We start from the raw sequence: 18,222 nt of genomic DNA on the forward strand, positions 1-18,222 counted from the left end.
GACTTTACGTATCCTCAATCTTTATTTTTGCGAAAGCCTTCACCACTCAAAAATTTTTCATTGACCAGAGACAAAATTTTATCCGTGTCTTTGCCTTTGTTGGTGTGATCGCTGTAATTGGTGGCTTGGCATAGCTTGGTGTGGTACTCAAGAGCGATCGCATCGCAACACACCAGCAATGCAAACACCCCACAGCTAGAAGAGATGTTACGGGGTAGTGAGAGAATTATGGGGTATTGGGTTGATTGATTGCGTGTAGGACTTATCTAGTATGTACAAGTTATAAGTATTCACGCAAAATTAATTACACATTTATTTAATCTGGAATGACCTTTTGACAAGCATTTCAGGCGATGTCAGTATGCAATTAATTTTGCACAGGTACTTAGTAGCTAATTTGTCAAGTTCTTTCAAAGTGTAAATTTTTAAACGTTCATTTGTTAAACAGCACTTGACAGTCTACCTTAAAGTTGGTATAATACATTGCAATACCGTAAAAACACCAAGGCTGAAATCTCTAGCCTGCAATGATCCCTTGTCCGTTGTTTGAACCTGAAAGCGCAATAGGTTTCCTCCCAGCACTGTTTTGAAGGACTACTTAATTGCGCGACAAAAATAATTTTTATTTTACAGGAAAGTAAACAGAATGAAAATTTTATTCCTCGACCTGAACGGAACAATTCGCTGTGGAAAAACGGGAAAGTATATTGAATGGCCCCAAGGACAAAAACCGATGCTTGGTGCAGATAAAGCGATAGAGCATTTTGCTGATCGTAATTGGCAGATTATAGGAATATCTAATCAAGCGGCAATTGCAGCCGGGTACAAAATTTTAGAAGCTACAATTGTAGAAATGCAATTTACTTTAGAGTTATTCCCTAAACTTCAAGAAATATTCTTCTGTCCAGATTTTGAGGGGAGAAAATGTGTAATGGTGTCTAGAGAAAAAACTATTAAATATTCTCTAGATCCTGAAGAGGGATATGAATTAGTAGGTAACTTAAGAGAAATTAATTTTAGGAAGCCTGGGGATGGAATGCTTAGAGCAGCGATTGAAAAATATTCCCGGATTAATATCAAGTATTTTCTAGAATCATGTCAAGTAGATCCAGAATATGATTGCTGGATGATTGGAGACCGCAAAGAAGATAAAAAAGCAGCAGCAAGCCTGGGAATAAATTATCTTGATGCCGAAATATGGCGGTGGCAGTTTGTGCCAGGAATGCACGAAGTACGCCAAATTACTCCCACCCAAGTACGATTTTTGGAAGGAATCGAAATTGACGCTTATACCAATTCTGTGTGAAGATGCGCCAAAATCAAATGGGTGGGTGCTGAAGGTGATGTCAAAATTATAATTTGGGCCTTGAAAGGTAAAAAGTTGGTCATGGTAAGGGACCATCGACAATTACCACCCATGCTCGATACGAAGACTTTAGAGGAAGTTTCTCAAGAGATTGGCAGTACAAATACAGAACTACAATTATTGCAAGAATCACTATTTAAAATTCAGTTTGAAGCTGCTAATGATAGCATCAAACAAATGTTAACTACACAATATCGAATGCACCCCATAATTATGGGTGCAATCGATCAGTTTTATGACGGTAAACTAGAATGTGGTATCTTAGAGCCTGACACCAAACGCGCACATAATCTAGAAGGCGAAATAATTCAAGAATCTCAGCATCTTATCTGGGTACAAACGCCTATAGAGAATCAGTTTTTAGAGGAAGGAGATGGAACTTATTACTCTAATACTAAAGAAATTGATGCGATTCAAACTTTGTGTAAGCAGTTCGAGAGTGCTTGGTCTTCTAAAGTTGCTAATAGTGAACCAAAAAAACAAATCGCGGTGATTACATTTTATGGCGCTCAACTCAGAAAAATTGATAAATGCCTGCAATCTGAACTTTTCCCATCGCTGCAAATCACCACTGGTACAGTAGACCGATTTCAAGGTATGGAACGACCTGTTGTAATTGTTAGTATGGTTCGCAATAATAGCTAGAGGAGATGTGGGATTTGCCAAAAAGCCAGAACGGGTTAACGTTGCATTTTCCCGCGCTCAAGAATTACTAATAATTGTGGGTTGTCATTCGCTATTTACTCAGCAACGTGGACAAATTGGGAGTATGTACTCCAATGTTTCAAACATCGTGCGTCTACATGGAGGTTTCGTTGATGTTTCTCGCCTCTTCTGCTAAACCGATTGATGACAATCTCAAAAATTTGGTAGACGAAATAGAAGCGCAAAGTACTAGTTTATCAGTTTTAGCAGCCCGTCAATTCCGCTATAGCTTGCGTCAAACTCCGATAGAAGTAAATATCAAAGAACCCCGCCAGTTTAACGTCCTCGAAGAATTTATCATCCGCGCTGCTATTGAATTTCAACCTCCGCCAACAGAAGATGAATTAGCCTCTGTACTTGGGCTTGATTCTGTATTTATCAAAACTACTACTGCAACTCTTCGGACATTACAAACTCTCTCAGCAACATCGCCAATTACAGTCACTTCTGAAGGTCGCTCATTTTATGAAAAAGGCTCTGTACCACAGCCCCCATATCCTGTACAGCTTAATGCTATTACAGACCCGTTAAGCGACAAAATAACCTTTCAATTGGAATCATTAAGCGAGACAGTAATAAATTTGCCTGACTTAGCAGACTTTATAAATATTGATAATAAAATTCCTGATATTTCCGTGTTACCGCTTGAGGAAATACAAAAAAATATTCAAGCTTCCGGTTTAGCACTTCATGTCCCAGAAGATGGAAAAATTGTCACTTCTTATAAGGTACTAACTCCGACTCAAAAAATTTGGAGAAAGATATCGCTTTTCGTTATCTTCGATGCCCTTGAAGAGAAGTTGAGCATCAAAATAAGAAATGGAAAGCAAATTTTAGAGTCAGCATCAAACTTATTGGAAGTGCTACACGCTGAAGGGAAAATATCTTTGCAAGCATTATGCAAATTGTCAACCGAAACCATCAATTTTGAACGTGAAGCCATTCTTAAGCAAAAAAATACTGAAATAGAAGCTAGACTCGAAAATATTCGCCAAAAGGCGCTAGAAAATGCTACAAAAGCTAGTGAAAAAGTAGTGGTAGGTGAAGCCGTACAGTTACGCGATGGACAAATTAGCCAAGCTTTTTCAGAAGTTTTAAATTCGGCTAAAAATCAGGTTCTGATTTATTCTCCTTGGGTGAATCAGGGAGTTGTAAATGAAAAATTTCTAACTCAGTTACAGAAATTAGCTAATCGGGGAGTTTGGATTTTAATTGGACATGGAATTGCGCGGCGACAAGAAGATGAAGATAAACCAATTCCAGCAGAAGTAGAGAAAAAACTTCGAGCGATAAAAACACCTGATGGTTTAGCATCTGTACAGGTTTCGTGGTTGGGAGATTCCCATGTCAAAGAAGTAATAGTTGATCAGGAAATCCATCTTTGTGGTTCTCATAACTGGCTATCTTATCGCGGCGACTACCTACCACGAGGTGAGTCAGTTTATAAAGTTACAATTCCGTATCAAGTTCAGGAAGCTTATGAATTTCTCGCTAATCGCTTCCAAAATTACGCTCAAAAATTATGGGAAAATGCTCTAGAAAACCGCGATTCTAAACTTGCTGTAGAGTCTCTATGTGTGTGGGGTGCGCTAAGTATGGAAGACATTGCACTCAAAGAGATTCAGCAAAATAATTGGCTGGAACTTCTGCCTGTGTGGTTGAATGTAGCACTACAGGGATTAAGATCGAAAAATTTACCAGCTGATTCAACAAGTTTTAAAACTGCACTTTTGTTGCTGAATCAAGTTTCTATTGAAGAAGCTTTTGTTGAATTATTGCAACAGGGATGGCGTAAAGTTATCCGCGCGATCGCAATTAACAATCCTCAAACTGCTTTAAACTTACTGAGTGATGAAGTCTGGGCGCAGTTTCTACATCTCAATATTGCCCAAGAGAGTGATTCACCTGCTGATTTTATTCTCTCTCGTGATTAACACATATTAGGATATTTGTCATAGTTCAATAGTAATAATTTTTCAGAAGAAAACTAAAAAATATGTCTTCCTGATTCCGCGTGAGTTGGCAATTAAATGATTCTTAAGCTTTGATTGACTTAAAGATAGATACACAAATTCGTCTTATTCGATACAATTTATAGGCAGAGAGAGCCGAGGAGAACAAGGTGGTTTTATTAAAAGGCTTTGAGATTGAGATATACACTGGCACGCCTCAAGGTGAAATCGTCGGCCTCTCCGACAAAATTGTTGCAGCTTTGGATGGATTTATGCGGGAGCCAGATAGCCGCAATGTCGAATACATAACCGAACCATCCCCTAATTACGAAAATTTATTGTGTGCCTTGCTGCGTCCCCGGCGAGAGTTGCGAAACTACCTCAATCGCTTGGGCGATTACACCCTGATACCGGGAAGTACTTTATCTTTGGGTGGGAGCGATCGCTTTCGGCGTTCCGATCCCGCAAACCCCTATCATGACTACATTGAGAACACCTACGGAACGAAAGTAGTCACCGCCAGCGTACATATTAATATAGGCATCAGTGATCCAGAAGTATTAATGCGGGCGTGTCGGGTGATTCGGATGGAAGCACCTCTATTTCTCGCCCTTAGCGCCTCATCTCCCTTCCTGGATGGCAAAACTACTGGCTATCACTCCACCCGTTGGGGACTCTTCCCGCAAACGCCTAGTCATGTGCCGCTATTTGCCAGCCACGCCGATCATATTCAGTGGGTAGAAAATCAACTTGCTGCTGGAACAATGCAAAATATACGGCATTTGTGGGCATCAGTGCGCCCAAATGGCGATCGCCGTCCCTATGATTTGAATCGCCTAGAATTGCGAATTTGCGATTTAGTCACAGATCCCATTGCCTTACTGGGGATTAGTGCCTTATTAGAAGCGCGTTTGTTGCAAATAATCGAAAATCCCAGCATTGATCCCTTAACTCAAAGTACCTTCTCTGCTGAAGAACTCGTCACCCTGACTGCTGAGAATGAAGCTGCTGCTGCTGTTAGTAGTCTTGATGCTAATTTGAGGCATTGGCAAGATGGCAGAAGCATCCTAGCGAGAGATTGGATTTCCCAAATGTACCAAGATGTTTGGGCGATCGCTAAACAACAAGGCTTTAGCTGTTTCCTTTCCCCTTTGCAAAAAATCCTCCGCGAAGGCAATGAAGCTCAACAGTGGTTGCAATTACACGCAGTCGGTTTCGACAGCCAGCGCGTCATCACTCAGGCTATTGTCGCCACCCAAGAGCGCGAAATCGAACTCGAAGACAAATTGTGTTCGTCTCTGCTAGCTTAAACTAAGGGGCATTGGGCATTGGGCAATTCAATTTTGAATTTTGGATTTTAAATTTTGGATTAAATTTCAATCTAAAATCCAAAATCTAAAATCTAAAATTCTTGTTCCCCCACTCCCTACTTTTTCATAAAACTTAATATTTCCTGATTTTAACCAAATATCCTCTCAGGCATTCCTCTGGGAGGGTTTGTGCTTCGTTTTAAAAATCTAATCGATGGAAGATGCCTGATTATTATTAATAAAAGCTATGAATCACCTCTACCTTTTGATAGATTTAACATTGACAAAAAATTGCTTTATACAAAACGAAAATTATACGGACAATGCCTCAGGTAGTTTTAGTTAACCCGCAAATCCCCCCTAATACAGGTAATATTGCCCGTACTTGTGCAGCTACGGGTACAGAGTTACATTTGGTGGGACCTTTGGGATTTGAAATTAGCGATCGCTACCTCAAAAGAGCGGGCTTGGATTACTGGCCTTATGTCAAGCTACACTATCACGAATCGCTAGAAGCTTTTAAAACCTTACATCATCAGCGTGGAGGCAGATGGTTGGGTTATACGGTTGGTGGAAATTTTAATTATGTAAGCTTTCAGTTTCAACCTGATGATTGGCTGCTGTTTGGTAGTGAAACTACGGGCTTACCACCAGCAATTTTGTCAGATTGTGATGCTACCCTGCATATTCCAATGAGCCAACCGGGAGTTCGCAGCTTGAATCTGTCAGTGAGTGTAGCAATTGGCTTATTTGAAACCCGTCGTCAGTTAGGCTATTTACAATAGTTGTTTACCTCTAGGAGCATAAGTAAACATACTTATAGAATCTCCCTAAATCTACTATAGGAGTTATTTGTGGCGAAAAAAATTTTCTTGCTAGTGGAATAAATTGTCAAAAAAAATACATATAATTAGATTTATTACCATATTGTAGTGGAAGATACTTACAAGCATAGGAAGGTTGTTATAAGAAATTTGTATATGAAACTTGGGATATTGCCAAATTTGAATGATAGATTTTGATGAATTTGAAACATTCTAAATGGGGGAACAAAAGCACTAAAATCCAGTCAAATTATACATTTGAGCTATTGTGGCTCAATGAAGGCCACAAACCAGCCCAAAAGTAGCCGATGCTTCATACGGTTCTTTTTAGGGAATAATCAACTTAAAGTCTCGTGTTGAGAAGACGGATTGGCTAGAAATATCTTGAAGATATCTACAGCAGGGGATATCACTTTTCCAGAGTCGCAGCAATTTAATTCTCAACAGCGACTATGGACTTGGCAAATAGTTTGCCAGTCCCCGCGATTGACGCAAGACAAGCGCGGACAATGGTAAAGAGTAAAATGTCCTAAGTGGTGTTAGGAGTGGTTCGGACAAGTAAACACAGCAGATTTTAAATTTTGCTAAAAAAGGTGAACTTGTCTAAATCAGAGAAGCAGGTTAATCTTGCGTAAGCATCTCTGGTGAATGTGATCTTGATCTATCGTTCGTTGTGATCTAAATCATTGACTAGTATCCAACTGAAAAATCGAGATCAGTTAAGCGCTAGTGATCATAGGAGGTCGTCTTTGAAACGAGCATTGAAAAAGAGAGTAAAAGCTGTGTTGAACAATAACCCTAGCGATGATGATGCCCCGGTAAAACTGGTAAATGTGATGAATCCAAAAGTTAACCGCCGGGTGCGAACAAAAGCCGCGATGATTGGCTTGGCAATCTCTATGGGAGCAACCAGCCTTTTGGTGACTCGACAAAGCGATCAAGCCCAAGCAGCAGTGCCTGTAGGCAGCCAAAAGGCTTTTTCTTCGATTCCTGCTGTTCCTGACACTGAGGTGAAATTCGCCTCCACAAAGCTGGAGTCCCAAGCAGTCTCATCAGCGAGCGTGCCGGAAAATCCTGTGATCGTGGAACCAACGGCAGTCTCACAAGTCCCTGGGCTTGAAGCTAAATGGCAAGTTGCAGCAAGTGGAATGTCTTTGCAAGTTCCGGCATCAAACACGTTTTCTCAAGCAACAACTGTTTATAAAAATTCCACCTACCTGAAGCCAAAAGTGGCACAGGGATTGAACAATACCTTAGCCGAAACTAATTTTCCAACAGTCAATAATCTGTCTGACTCTAGTGCTGATGGTGTTGGTAGTATAAATGCATCACTAACTGCCCAGCCACAAACAGTGGCAACATCTGGCGCAGCTAACAGTGAAATAAATGCAGAACTTAAGGCGCAACAAGAGTTCGCACTGAATCGCTTACAAGAGAAATCGAACCGTTTAAGAAAGAGTCTGGCACAGTTGCGGTCTGGGGAGACTAAAAATTTATCACAAGCTGATATGGGGTTGGTGCAGCCGACGACTGTCATTGAGAAGACTGTATTAGCCCAGTCGGACACTTCTGGCGATGCAAGCAAAGCGAACCTGATATCGAGGTTAAAACAGAAGACACAGACGACTGCACTTGTACCAGCTAGACCAACAGTTATTGCGTCCTCGACTCATACAGCCTACCAAGTTAAGCCTGGAGATACATTAGCAGCGATCGCCAGCAGATACAAGACTTCAGTATCACAACTAGTTAAGGCAAATAACCTCAATAATCCAAATGAACTGCGAATTAGTCAAAAACTGATTATTCCTGCTGTTCAAGTTGAGTCAATTGTAGCGACCAAGCCCACTTTTGTAGAGTCCAGCAATACTCCTCATGTTGCCACCTCCCATGATTTGAACATTGGTAGTGCCAACTCATATCTACCTACTTCACAATCACCAACTATTGCCGACAACAGTAGCGTTGCCGCCCCTACACCGGTAATTCTTCAGATTCAGGCAAATAGTGCAACCCACGACCAAACAGCCGCCACTCCTGTTAGTTCTTATGGTGTCGGTGGTGACATTCCAGTGCCACAAGCTTTTGCCGAAATGCAACAGCCTAAAACACAAACAAATAGGATAGCAAGGGTAAACAATAACAATAATGACCGTTTGCGGGGCTTACAAGCGGAAATCCAAAGATTACAGCAGAAATATCGCGCTCAACAGTCTGGAAACTTAATTGTGCCAGCAGCTAGCGAAACTAATAATGCTGCGATGCTCACTCCTATTTCTAGCCCCAATAATTTCATTGTACCCAAGTCCGTAGTTCGACCGAATAATAATGTAGCGATCCAAATTCCAGTTCCTACACCTATTAGAGCTAACTATAGCTTTCAACCAATTAAGTCCCAATACCGTGCTACTATGCCGGCTAACGAGCCAGTAAACCCAGATTTCTTGCCCAATCTAGGCTCTGCTAGTCAGTGGACTCCCTCTGACAGTCCATCTGGTAATCCATCTGGCACAAGGGTTAAAACGCCTGCTGGAAGAGTAAATGCCTCTGACTCCTTAGGAAAGATGCGGGGAACTACAGTTTCTCCACAGATGCGAATACCACCTTTGGCAGCAGTGGATCAATATCTGCCCAAACCAATTGACGAAACTATACCCCCTCCATCTAGCTCATCCATCGCTTACACATGGCCGGCGAAGGGCACTCTCACCTCTGGTTATGGTTGGCGCTGGGGTAGATTGCACAAGGGAATTGACGTTGCTAACTCAACTGGCACGCCAGTTGTTGCCTCAGCTGATGGTACGATAGAAAAAGCTGGCTGGAACAATGGTGGTTACGGCAATCTCGTCGATATTCGTCATCCCGATGGCAGCATGACTCGCTATGGTCATAACAGCAAGATTCTAGTGCAGACTGGTCAGCATGTGCATCAAGGAGAAACGATTGCTTTAATGGGTAGCACTGGCCACAGCACTGGCCCACACAGCCACTTTGAAATTCACCCCACAGGCAAGGATGCTGTTAACCCAATAGCTTTCCTACCAAATCGGCTCTAATTCCTGAGTGTCTGTAACTAAATCATTGGCTTGTTAGTTGAGGGAGTTCACCTCCCTCTTTTGCTTTCTATGACCTCAACAGTGATGGAAGTTATAACAAAATTCCCAAAGGGGCTAGTCTTAAGCAAATTTGTATGCTATATTAGTTAAGGATTTGAAGAATCCTGGCTCAGTAGCTCAGTTGGTTAGAGCACGGGACTCATAAGCCTGGGGTCGTTGGTTCAACTCCGACCTGAGCCACTTTAAACAAACGATAATATAAGGATTTTAGATTCTAGTCATCAATAGTACTAGGGAGCTTAATAAACTTTGTTAATCTTCAATTACCGCAATATGTTTTAAAGTATATCTATTATGCTTGCTATTTCAATTAGTCCAGTTCTTAACTCTTGAGCTTCCTTTTCAGTGGTTATAGGACCATTATCATTTACATTTTCAACTTCTAAAATAGCTTTTTTAGTTTTGATTCTTAACTTCAGACTGTGAAAGGTAGTATCATTTTCTTGCTTTTTCTCCCAGACAATGAAGAAGTTTGGTTTGCCTGGAACTATATCTTGTACATTACTGTATAAATAATTAATTTTTGATTTATATACCTTTATACCAAAATATCCTCTACCTCCTGCCCCAGGATTCTTAGCTACACATTGGAACAATTGATAAGTGCCATTATCTACAAATTCTATAGAGCCATCTGCTATAGCTATTGCTCTATAATTAGCTGGAATAGATATTTTTATTCCCATATTAGTTAAGGTTACTGTCCTTTTAATCTCAGAAGCAGTCTCTTCATCAAAAGCGCATATAGTTGGTTTTGCTTGGGCTAATACTGGACAGGCTACTATGCAAGCCAGGATCATAGGTAAAAAAATTTTATTAAGTCTCATTTTTATCTAAGCTACTGAATTTACTTTTCCATTATTGGGATCTGAAACATAATCTTCAGTTTTTAGACAATATATTTATTCCCCCAAATAGAAGAACGCCTGTAGCTGCCCCAACTATTAATCCTTTTTGTATTTGATCTGAAAAAGTTTTATCTTTATCAATTGCAGTGAAGTTCATACTGCAATTATCCAAACTTCCTACTGCAAATGCACAGTAGCTGTAAGTGGAAGGTTTAATGGTGTTAGCTCCAATCAAACCTATAACTAAAGAAACAAATAAAGCAGCACTATATTTAATCTTATTAGACATTAATTTGAATACTATTAGAGCTTTTAATAGCTTATCCAGTAGATTATTTAACCGACAGAGAGAAAATACTGAATTTAGTTTTATCTTCAAAAAGACTTAAAACAAAGCCTTTATTGAGTTATAAAAAAGTTGTAAATAAAATTCTAGTCTGTAATCTTTACTGGGAAATAACTCTACTAAAAAACCTGCTAATATAAGAACAATAAGCATAACCATAAAACTTTTATGCTATCTAACCTAGCAGGGATTGTAGAGAAGGGTAAACTTGTAATTCCTTATGATGACCAGGACAGATTAAAGCAACTTAAAAGTAAAATGAGATTTTATAAGTTAGATGACAAAGGTCTAGCCACAGATACTGTTATGAGTTTAGCTGGAAGAGAAGAGAGAGTAATAATACTTATTATGATGAAGAGGAAGCGGCAGATTATTTAATGGATAGAGTTGCGTAGGCTAATATAAAGGGTTTTAAACTAGAGCATTACCACAATGTTTACATACTGTAGCTTCTTTTTTCCCAGTTTCTGCACAGTAAGGACATATTTTATAAATTCCTTTGTTAATCATTGAATTTTCTGTTTCTTTTAAAAGAAGAGCATGAGGCAAAGCAAAAATAAACATTAGATGTCCATACATCCACCAATTATAAAAATTTCTTCCTTTGTTATATGCTATGAAGCCAGGAATTAATCCTATTAACCAATCAAATATTACAGCAAAAAGTGACTCCCACTTATCTGTTGAACCAAAAATAATACTTGTCTGGGCTACTGCAATAGTTAGTAATAGCCAGTAATTAGCTTTACATAACATCTCATCAGTGCCTTTTTCTAAAGCATTAAGAACTCCTTCATTAAAAGGATAGCCTATTTTATTATTGAAATAATGTATTATAGGAATAATTAGTAAAGGAACACATATCAAAGAAAAACCTAAAATTCCTAGTTGTGTTTGTAATGTCATAAAATTATAGATACAATTCAAAATTTTAGTTAATTTAACTGTTTGGTAGGCGGTTTTTTATTAATTAAATCACTAACTTTTTTGCATGAACCTACAAGGAACACCAAGGTTATAAAACAGGTGTTGACTATTATTTGACTATGAAATAAATTTGGAGCTAAAATCTTTATTTATATAGTTGGCTTTTTTATGGGGACTCATAAGCCTGGGGTAGTTGGTTCAACTCCGACCTGAGCCACTTTAAAAGTTATTAGTAGTGAGCGATAAGTGGAGTTAAGATAGAGTAACTTTGACTGCTCTGTAAGAGGCAAGTTTGACCTCTAATACTCAGGACTCAACCCTAACTGTTTGATGAGTTTGTAGCCAGTTGAGCAAATCAGCGATCGCACTAAAATCTAACAAAGCCTCACCCAGTGCTTCCAATTGTTCTAGAGAAAGACTGTGAATCTGTTCTCGAACCTGTTGTGGTAACTCTCCTACCCGTTTTTGTAGCTGTCGTAGTACAAGTGTTTGTGCTTGTTCCTGTTGTCCTTTCTCGTAGCCAATGCGCTCGCCTGTGGTAATGTAACTCATGGTACGCTCCTGCTCGAATTGTTTAAACTCCTGCCAAAATTCTGCTTCTAATCCTTTTGGTAAAATCATAACCCAATCGATAAAACGATAGAGGCTACGAATATCCCTTTCTTGCAGCCCTTGTTCATACAATCGCCGAATTAAACTAAATTTCCACGTTTTCCTTTCTCCCAGATGTTTAGTAGTTTGCTGGGTTTTCAAATGTGCCATTACCACCATCGCAAAGGGATTATCGCTCTTTTCTAACTCTGTCCATCGATTTTGATAATCGAGCAGTTTGACGGTTCCAAATCTAAAATGTAGACCACAATCGGGATAATTATAACTGTATTGATTTGGTCTCCAAGTCGAGTCAGCATCGCACAAAATTGCTAGGCTAATGGCTGGTTTAGCAAATTTGTCAAAAATTCGCAGGTTGTAGGAAAACATCCTTTGAGCAAAATTATCTTCCGATTTTGCCTGAATTTCGACATGAATCAACAGCCAAATTTCCTCTCCTTGAATTTGCCAGACTTTGACCAATTTATCTGCATATCTTCTACCAAGTTCTGCTTCGCGCGCTATTTGTTGAAATTCCTTATCAAGAAACTCGTGCGGACGTTCCCAATTAATTAGTGCTGCTGTTTGCGGAAAGAAAAATTGCATTGCTTGGGGGAAGTAAGCTTCTAGGATTTCTTTCCACGGGGAATCATTATCGGCTCTTTCTCGTTCCTCGCTCATGTGATTGGTAGATATCATGTTCTTGATAATTAAGATGTGAGCAGCTATAGCTATCTCTTATACTCAGGACTATTTAACGTGGCGGATGACTTCGGCTACTGACCAAGCTTGAGCGATCGCACCTCTGGGTGTATGAGGTGAATCGCCATCAAAAATCTCAGAAAGAGAACCAAGACAAGCGTCAAATAGGAAGTGATCTAGCAGGGGTTGCCAATCAAAAGGCAACGATCGCTGTGGATAAAAACGTTGCCAAGCCCGAATATATGGCCCAATTAGCCAAGCCCAAACAGTGCCTTGGTGATAAGCGCGATCGCGTTGCTCTTGGTTGCCCTGGTATTTCCCTTTGTATTCTGGATCTCCTGGATCGAGACTGCGAAGACCATAGGGGGTAAGCAAGCTGGTAGTTGCCAAATCTAGTATCTGACAACCTTGCTGTTCAGAAAACCCACAATGGTACAGCGACAGCGCCAAAACAGCATTGGGACGAATTTGGAAATTCCGGCGATCGTCCGGCTCAATAGTATCGTACAGATAACCTAGCTGAGGATTCCAGAACTTTTGCAGCGAGGTTTTTACGTGTTCTGCTTGTTGAGTATAACGCTGTGCTTGCTTAGTGAGACGCGCTGACGAACCGTAGTCAAGCTGGCTCAATCGTTCTGCCCACTGACTCAGCCAACATAAAGCAGAATACCACAGCGCATTGATTTCCACTGGCTTACCGTAACGAGGAGTGACAGGGTGTGACCCAATTACCACATCCATCCAAGTGAGGGCTACACCACGAGCATCCCAACTAACTAGCCCATCAGTAGCATCGACCTGGATATTGAAATGTGTACCACCGACAAATGCTTTGTAGATTTGCTGTACTACAGGGAATTGCTCTGCCAAAAAATTCCAGTCTTGGGTAGCTTCTAAATAAAGTCCTAAAGTTTCAATCCACCACAACGCTGCATCAATACTGTTATAAATTGGTTCGCCGTTTACATCAGGAAATGCGTTAGGAATCAAACCGTAGCGACAATAATGCCCAAAAGTTCGCAATACTCCTTTTGCCAGATCAAAGCGCTGTGGAACTAGTGCCAACCCCGGTAAAGCGATTAAGGTGTCGCGTCCCCAGTCATTAAACCAGTGATAACCAGCAATAACTGTGGGTCCTGCAATTGAGGCTCGATAAACAATAAACTGATCGCTTGCTTTGAGTAGTTGTTGCCAGAGTGGGGAGTGGGCATTGGGCAATGGGAAAGGGGAGGCAGAAGGCAGGAGTTCTTTAATTTTGAATTTTGAATTTTGAATTTTGAATTGATTTGTCTCCTCTGCTCCTCTCCCTCCCTCTCCCCATCCAAAAATCTGTGAGAGTCGGTCTTGCTCTGCCTCCACAGCTTCTGCAAAGGTTTTGTCCGTCATAACACTTAGCATCGAGTCTGGAAAACCTACTCGTGCTTCTAGAGTCACTGCATCTCCTGGTTGGAGTGTGACTATCAAGTAACCAGGACTGTAGAGGTCTTCCTTGTCACCTAATCCCCGTTTCGTCTCCTCAGGCAATCCATAATACCAATACCAGACTGCATCTGGTTGATAATTTCCTTGTGTCCAGCGCAAGTGCCAAGGTATACCGAAGCGCCCTGAATTGATTGCTTGCAGACAGACTTGCTGTTGTCCTAGCATTTGCGAGAACTGTAATTTTGCGCTAGCAGTCTGCTGATGGTGAAAGTCACGTTCTGCGATCAACAGTCGCAGCCGTAAAATCGCTGTATGACTTCCCTCGTAGCGATAGTGGATTAAAATCCGATGGCAAAATTGGGAGTAGGGAGTGGGAGAGACGCGATTAATCGCCTCTGTACGAGAGTGGGGAGTGGGATTCTCTTCGCTACTCCCTTCCCAACCATAAGGCATCACCAATTGTCTAGTTAACTGCCAGTTATCTTGACCCCAAATCCATTTTGGAACTGGGTTAATATCAAAAGAACGTAGCAGTTCGTAGCCCGTCGGCTCAATCTGACCGTTACCCCAAAAGTTTGTCCCCAGTGGCACAACGCTCCCTAATACTTCCAAGCTAGCTTCTAGGTGCGAAAACAATAGAGTCCTTCCAGAAGGCGGGTTTGTCGCGGCAAACAGCCAACCATGATAAGTGCGCGTACGGACATCAGAAACTGTACCACTGGCAAAACTTCCCAAGCCATTGGTAAGTACCCATTCTCTTGTATCTAAATCAGCCATTTGCTACTCAAAATCGTTATGAGTATGATATAGTCGTAACAGATTGTAATTAAACTGTGAGAGCGTGGATGGGTGAGTTTACTTAACCCGAATTCCAACGCTAGTAAACGAATAAAGGAGAATTAGGTTAATGTCCCTTACTTACGGAACCGAAGCAAGCATCCGCGTTGGTCAACAAGCTCCCGATTTCACAGCAACGGCTGTGGTAGATCAGGAATTTAAGACAATCAAACTTTCCGATTATCGCGGTAAGTATGTCGTCCTGTTTTTCTACCCACTAGACTTTACCTTTGTTTGTCCCACTGAGATCACAGCATTTAGCGATCGCTACGAAGAATTCAATAAAATTAATACTGAAGTCCTTGGGGCTTCCGTTGATAGTGAATTCTCCCACCTCGCTTGGATTCAAACAGATCGTAAATCTGGTGGCGTTGGCGACCTGAATTATCCTCTAGTCTCCGACATAAAGAAAGAGATTAGCGCCGCTTACAACGTTCTTGACCCAGCAGCAGGCATTGCCTTGCGTGGTCTGTTCCTCATTGATAAAGATGGTATCATACAGCACGCCACTATCAACAACCTAGCTTTTGGTCGCAGCGTTGATGAAACCCTGCGGACATTGCAAGCAATTCAGTATGTTCAGTCTCACCCCGACGAAGTTTGCCCAGCTGGTTGGCAACCTGGTGACAAGACAATGAATCCTGATCCGATCAAGTCTAAAGTTTACTTCTCTGCTGTCTAAATTTCGCTAGCAAACTCTAATCCATCCTCTTGGAGTTGAGAGCAAAATCAATGAAAACCACAGATAAACAGAGATACACATTAAACAGTGTTAACCTCCGTATCTATCTGTGGTTTTCTCATAAAATAGTATTTAAATAATCAAGGTTGAAACTATACCAGTTTCAACCTTGATTGAGACATCAATACGGTTCGGTTAAGGTTATTTGATGAAAATAATAGATTCCAAAGACGCGATAAATCGCCGTCAGGACGAAGGACTGATTATTGTAAAGACGGCGATTTATCGCGTCTCTTGCCTTAACCGAACAGTATTGCAATAACTCTTTCACAATCCAAAATCTAAAATCCAAAATCGTATTATGCTGACTTCAACTGATTTTAGTGGTCTATTAAATAAGCGATTCTTCCGCAATTTTTTACCAGTTCCAGCTAGTAATAAACTCAGGTTGGGAGTGGGAACACCAGACTTTCAACTGCCAGATATTACCAACGGAACTTTAGTAAAACTGTCTGATTATAAAGGCAAGCAACCAGTGTTACTCGCCTTGACTCGGATCTTTACCGAAAAGCAATATTGTCCATTTTGTTTTCCTCACATCAAAGCTTTGAATGAGAACTACGAACAATTTAAAAATCGTGGTATAGAAGTTTTAATGATTACTAGTACCGATGAACGGCAGAGTCAAATAGTTGTAAAAGATTTAGGTTTAAAAATGCCGTTGCTGAGTGATCCTAGTTGTCGAGTGTTTCGTACCTATCAAGTAGGACAAGCACTTGGAGCGCCTTTGCCAGCACAGTTTGTATTAGATAAAGAAGGAAAACTCCGCTACTGGCATTTATTTTCTTTTCTGGATCACAATGCTAGTGTTGAGACATTGTTAAAACATTTTTATTCTTTTTGACATGGATCATCAATAGGTGGATGCCAACCTACTGTTAACCAAAGTTGACGGGAATTTAGAATAAAACCATCATCGTGGTCTTGATCATTAAAATCAAACCGACTGCAAGTTGCACGACCTATAGGAGTTGTTCCAATAATTTTTAACCCATTTTTTGTCCAGATAAAATGCTCTGACTAATTTTTATTTCTAGGATTAAACAATGGAACTTCTGTTTGTATTTCTGGCTCAATTCTAGGTGTAAAATTATACCGCCTTTGATTACAACGATGACAAGCTAAAGCCAAATTATTAAGGTCATCTGATCCTCCTAAAGATTGGGGAATAATATGATCAATGGTAAATGGTGTAGCATTTAAGCGTTCTGGTGAGTGACAATATTCACCGAAACAGTGCTGAGTGCTGAGTAAAAAAGTAATAAAAGACTCAGCACAGAAAGTACTTTGCCCCTATTTAAAAGTCATGGAAAAAGAAATAAATATTTATTTCGAGCGGAAAGTGCCATCAAGTTATAATACGTCCAAGTTTTCAATCCCCTAAATTTATCTATGGGGTTACTCTAAGCCGAGGTACTCAGCACTCAGCACTCCTGAAACAAGTATTTTGCCCTTTTGCGGACGTTTAAACGAACAAAATTGTTGATAACCACAATTAAGAAGCGAGTTTAGCGTTGATAAAACTAAAAATTTTTTCTAATTCCAATAAACCAGCTAACTCTGCTTGTTCATCAGGATTAAGTAAATTTTCTTTATTCTTTTCTAAGAGTTCCTCTAAACTAATCTCTAATTCTTCAGTAACACAAAAAGGACGAAATTGATCAGAAAGATTAAGTTTTATTCCATTTGGTAGCCAAGATCAAGGCTGTTTCATTAATTCTTTCATGGGTATCTCCCTAATCGAGCATTTTGGTTATCAGGTTGACTGGGGTTAGATGCTAGAATATTCGACAATTTACTGAGGAAGGTTTAGTAGTTAAAGTTTGGTGTTAATATTATAATTTTTATTATTTTCTCTCATGCTGACCCTTTATCACCAGCCTTTTTCTCCCAACTCGCGCCGCGTTTGGATTACTCTCCTGGAAAAAGGACTTGAGTTTGAATTGGTAGAAATAAAAATTGATGGAGAGCAGTTTAAACCAGAGTTTTTGGCGATTAACCCCTTCCATCACATTCCAGTTTTGGTAGATGACGGCTTGAATGTAGTTGAATCTTTAGCAATTCTGGACTATTTAGAGGCAAAATACCCCACGCCTGCGATGTTGCCTAAAGATGCCAAAGATTTAGCGATCGCACGCATGGTACAACTGGTAACTGTAAATGAACTTTTGCCAGCAAGCACCACCTTTCTACCTCAGTTTCTCGGCTTGCCTGGAGGAGATCCAGAAAAAATCGAGAAGGCACAGCAAAAAATTGCTACAGTGCTGAAGTTTTTTGAAAGTTTACTTGACGATCGCCCTTACTTTGCTAGTCACAACCTGACTCTCGCCGAAGTTGTGGCTGGAACTGTAGTAAATGTATTGCCAAGTGTAGGCATTTCCTTAAGTGACTATCCAAAATTAAATGCTTGGTGCGATCGCTTAGTAACACGTCCATCATGGCAAGCTACCGAGCCTACACCAGAGGCAATAGAAGCGTTGAAGTCCATTGTGGTAGCGAGAATGGCGCAGTAAATTCATACCTAATTAATTTAG

Annotated in this window: 17 protein-coding genes, 1 tRNA gene and 1 pseudogene; 12 read left to right on the plus strand and 7 right to left on the minus strand. The window is 40.4% G+C overall.

Translation table 11 applies throughout. The features are described 5' to 3' along the window. Nucleotides 1-14: 14 nt before the first annotated feature. A complete protein-coding gene (locus V7K31_RS17155) occupies nt 15-179 on the minus strand; it encodes a hypothetical protein (protein ID WP_335095559.1) in 165 nt (54 codons plus the stop codon). Nucleotides 180-646: 467 nt separating this feature from the next. On the opposite strand from V7K31_RS17155, the gene V7K31_RS17160 reads away from it, so the two are divergent. The 8 genes and pseudogenes from V7K31_RS17160 to V7K31_RS17195 all read left to right on the plus strand — a co-directional run bounded on the left by V7K31_RS17160 (nt 647) and on the right by V7K31_RS17195 (nt 9,453). After that, nucleotides 647-1,306: an HAD hydrolase-like protein gene (locus tag V7K31_RS17160; protein ID WP_335095560.1), complete on the plus strand. Its 660-nt coding sequence runs from the start codon at nt 647-649 to the stop codon at nt 1,304-1,306. Between the two features lie 42 nt (nt 1,307-1,348). After that, nucleotides 1,349-2,207 (plus strand): annotated as a pseudogene (locus V7K31_RS17165) (DEAD/DEAH box helicase family protein); the annotation flags it as partial. After that, nucleotides 2,185-4,005: a hypothetical protein gene (locus V7K31_RS17170; protein ID WP_335095598.1), complete on the plus strand. Its 1,821-nt coding sequence runs from the start codon at nt 2,185-2,187 to the stop codon at nt 4,003-4,005. The pseudogene V7K31_RS17165 and the gene V7K31_RS17170, both read left to right, overlap by 23 nt. Before the next feature lie 188 nt (nt 4,006-4,193). Beyond that, nucleotides 4,194-5,333: a glutamate--cysteine ligase gene (gene gshA, locus V7K31_RS17175; RefSeq protein WP_335095561.1), complete on the plus strand. Its 1,140-nt coding sequence runs from the start codon at nt 4,194-4,196 to the stop codon at nt 5,331-5,333. Between the two features lie 323 nt (nt 5,334-5,656). Further along, nucleotides 5,657-6,118: a tRNA (cytidine(34)-2'-O)-methyltransferase gene (locus V7K31_RS17180; protein ID WP_335095562.1), complete on the plus strand. Its 462-nt coding sequence runs from the start codon at nt 5,657-5,659 to the stop codon at nt 6,116-6,118. 408 nt (nt 6,119-6,526) lie between these two features. Then, entirely contained in the window at nt 6,527-6,673 is a 147-nt protein-coding gene (locus V7K31_RS17185) for a hypothetical protein (RefSeq protein WP_335095564.1), read from the plus strand. A 233-nt stretch (nt 6,674-6,906) separates the two neighbouring features. Continuing rightward, the gene (locus V7K31_RS17190) at nt 6,907-9,213 is read left to right on the plus strand and encodes a peptidoglycan DD-metalloendopeptidase family protein (RefSeq protein WP_335095565.1); all 2,307 of its coding nucleotides are present in this window, start codon (nt 6,907-6,909) and stop codon (nt 9,211-9,213) included. 166 nt (nt 9,214-9,379) lie between these two features. Continuing rightward, nucleotides 9,380-9,453: transfer RNA gene (locus V7K31_RS17195), tRNA-Met, on the plus strand. Between the two features lie 98 nt (nt 9,454-9,551). Here the strand turns inward: V7K31_RS17195 and V7K31_RS17200 are convergent. After that, on the minus strand, nt 9,552-10,100 hold the full coding sequence (locus V7K31_RS17200; RefSeq protein ID WP_335095566.1) for a hypothetical protein: 549 nt from the start codon (nt 10,098-10,100) through the stop codon (nt 9,552-9,554). Between the two features lie 55 nt (nt 10,101-10,155). Continuing rightward, on the minus strand, nt 10,156-10,410 hold the full coding sequence (locus tag V7K31_RS17205; protein ID WP_335095567.1) for a hypothetical protein: 255 nt from the start codon (nt 10,408-10,410) through the stop codon (nt 10,156-10,158). A 225-nt stretch (nt 10,411-10,635) separates the two neighbouring features. Here V7K31_RS17205 and V7K31_RS17210 point away from each other — a divergent pair, with 225 nt between their 5' ends. Continuing rightward, nucleotides 10,636-10,845 carry a hypothetical protein gene (locus V7K31_RS17210; RefSeq protein WP_335095569.1) on the plus strand — a complete coding sequence of 70 codons (210 nt, stop codon included), beginning with the start codon at nt 10,636-10,638 and terminating at the stop codon, nt 10,843-10,845. 33 nt (nt 10,846-10,878) lie between these two features. On the opposite strand, the gene V7K31_RS17215 is transcribed toward V7K31_RS17210, so the two are convergent. The 3 genes from V7K31_RS17215 to V7K31_RS17225 all read right to left on the minus strand — a co-directional run bounded on the left by V7K31_RS17215 (nt 10,879) and on the right by V7K31_RS17225 (nt 14,886). Next, the gene (locus V7K31_RS17215) at nt 10,879-11,373 is read right to left on the minus strand and encodes a hypothetical protein (protein ID WP_335095571.1); all 495 of its coding nucleotides are present in this window, start codon (nt 11,371-11,373) and stop codon (nt 10,879-10,881) included. Between the two features lie 327 nt (nt 11,374-11,700). After that, the gene (locus tag V7K31_RS17220; RefSeq protein WP_335095599.1) at nt 11,701-12,666 is read right to left on the minus strand and encodes a DUF4351 domain-containing protein; all 966 of its coding nucleotides are present in this window, start codon (nt 12,664-12,666) and stop codon (nt 11,701-11,703) included. Nucleotides 12,667-12,735: 69 nt separating this feature from the next. Further along, nucleotides 12,736-14,886 carry an amylo-alpha-1,6-glucosidase gene (locus V7K31_RS17225; protein ID WP_335095573.1) on the minus strand — a complete coding sequence of 717 codons (2,151 nt, stop codon included), beginning with the start codon at nt 14,884-14,886 and terminating at the stop codon, nt 12,736-12,738. Nucleotides 14,887-15,016: 130 nt separating this feature from the next. Here V7K31_RS17225 and V7K31_RS17230 point away from each other — a divergent pair, with 130 nt between their 5' ends. Further along, a complete protein-coding gene (locus V7K31_RS17230; protein WP_335095574.1) occupies nt 15,017-15,628 on the plus strand; it encodes a peroxiredoxin in 612 nt (203 codons plus the stop codon). Between the two features lie 361 nt (nt 15,629-15,989). Beyond that, a complete protein-coding gene (locus V7K31_RS17235) occupies nt 15,990-16,532 on the plus strand; it encodes a peroxiredoxin family protein (RefSeq protein WP_335095575.1) in 543 nt (180 codons plus the stop codon). 176 nt (nt 16,533-16,708) lie between these two features. Here V7K31_RS17235 and V7K31_RS17240 read toward each other — a convergent pair whose 3' ends face one another. Continuing rightward, on the minus strand, nt 16,709-16,951 hold the full coding sequence (locus tag V7K31_RS17240; protein WP_335095600.1) for an HNH endonuclease: 243 nt from the start codon (nt 16,949-16,951) through the stop codon (nt 16,709-16,711). Nucleotides 16,952-17,547: 596 nt separating this feature from the next. Between V7K31_RS17240 and V7K31_RS17245 the strand changes: the two genes are divergently transcribed. Beyond that, a complete protein-coding gene (locus V7K31_RS17245; RefSeq protein ID WP_335095576.1) occupies nt 17,548-18,201 on the plus strand; it encodes a glutathione S-transferase family protein in 654 nt (217 codons plus the stop codon). Nucleotides 18,202-18,222 lie beyond the last annotated feature (21 nt).

Origin of the sequence: Nostoc sp. (genome assembly GCF_036917675.1) — a bacterium.
GTDB lineage: Bacteria > Cyanobacteriota > Cyanobacteriia > Cyanobacteriales > Nostocaceae > Nostoc.

Coding starts and splice junctions, on each gene's coding strand:
- V7K31_RS17180 (WP_335095562.1), top strand. CDS start 5,657: ATGCCTCAGGTAGTTTTAGTTAACCCGCAAATCCCCCCTAATACAGGT.
- V7K31_RS17235 (WP_335095575.1), top strand. CDS start 15,990: ATGCTGACTTCAACTGATTTTAGTGGTCTATTAAATAAGCGATTCTTC.
- V7K31_RS17205 (WP_335095567.1), bottom strand. CDS start 10,410: ATGTCTAATAAGATTAAATATAGTGCTGCTTTATTTGTTTCTTTAGTT.
- V7K31_RS17215 (WP_335095571.1), bottom strand. CDS start 11,373: ATGACATTACAAACACAACTAGGAATTTTAGGTTTTTCTTTGATATGT.
- V7K31_RS17200 (WP_335095566.1), bottom strand. CDS start 10,100: ATGAGACTTAATAAAATTTTTTTACCTATGATCCTGGCTTGCATAGTA.
- V7K31_RS17245 (WP_335095576.1), top strand. CDS start 17,548: ATGCTGACCCTTTATCACCAGCCTTTTTCTCCCAACTCGCGCCGCGTT.
- V7K31_RS17225 (WP_335095573.1), bottom strand. CDS start 14,886: ATGGCTGATTTAGATACAAGAGAATGGGTACTTACCAATGGCTTGGGA.
- V7K31_RS17160 (WP_335095560.1), top strand. CDS start 647: ATGAAAATTTTATTCCTCGACCTGAACGGAACAATTCGCTGTGGAAAA.
- V7K31_RS17230 (WP_335095574.1), top strand. CDS start 15,017: ATGTCCCTTACTTACGGAACCGAAGCAAGCATCCGCGTTGGTCAACAA.
- V7K31_RS17210 (WP_335095569.1), top strand. CDS start 10,636: ATGCTATCTAACCTAGCAGGGATTGTAGAGAAGGGTAAACTTGTAATT.
- V7K31_RS17220 (WP_335095599.1), bottom strand. CDS start 12,666: ATGAGCGAGGAACGAGAAAGAGCCGATAATGATTCCCCGTGGAAAGAA.
- V7K31_RS17170 (WP_335095598.1), top strand. CDS start 2,185: ATGTTTCTCGCCTCTTCTGCTAAACCGATTGATGACAATCTCAAAAAT.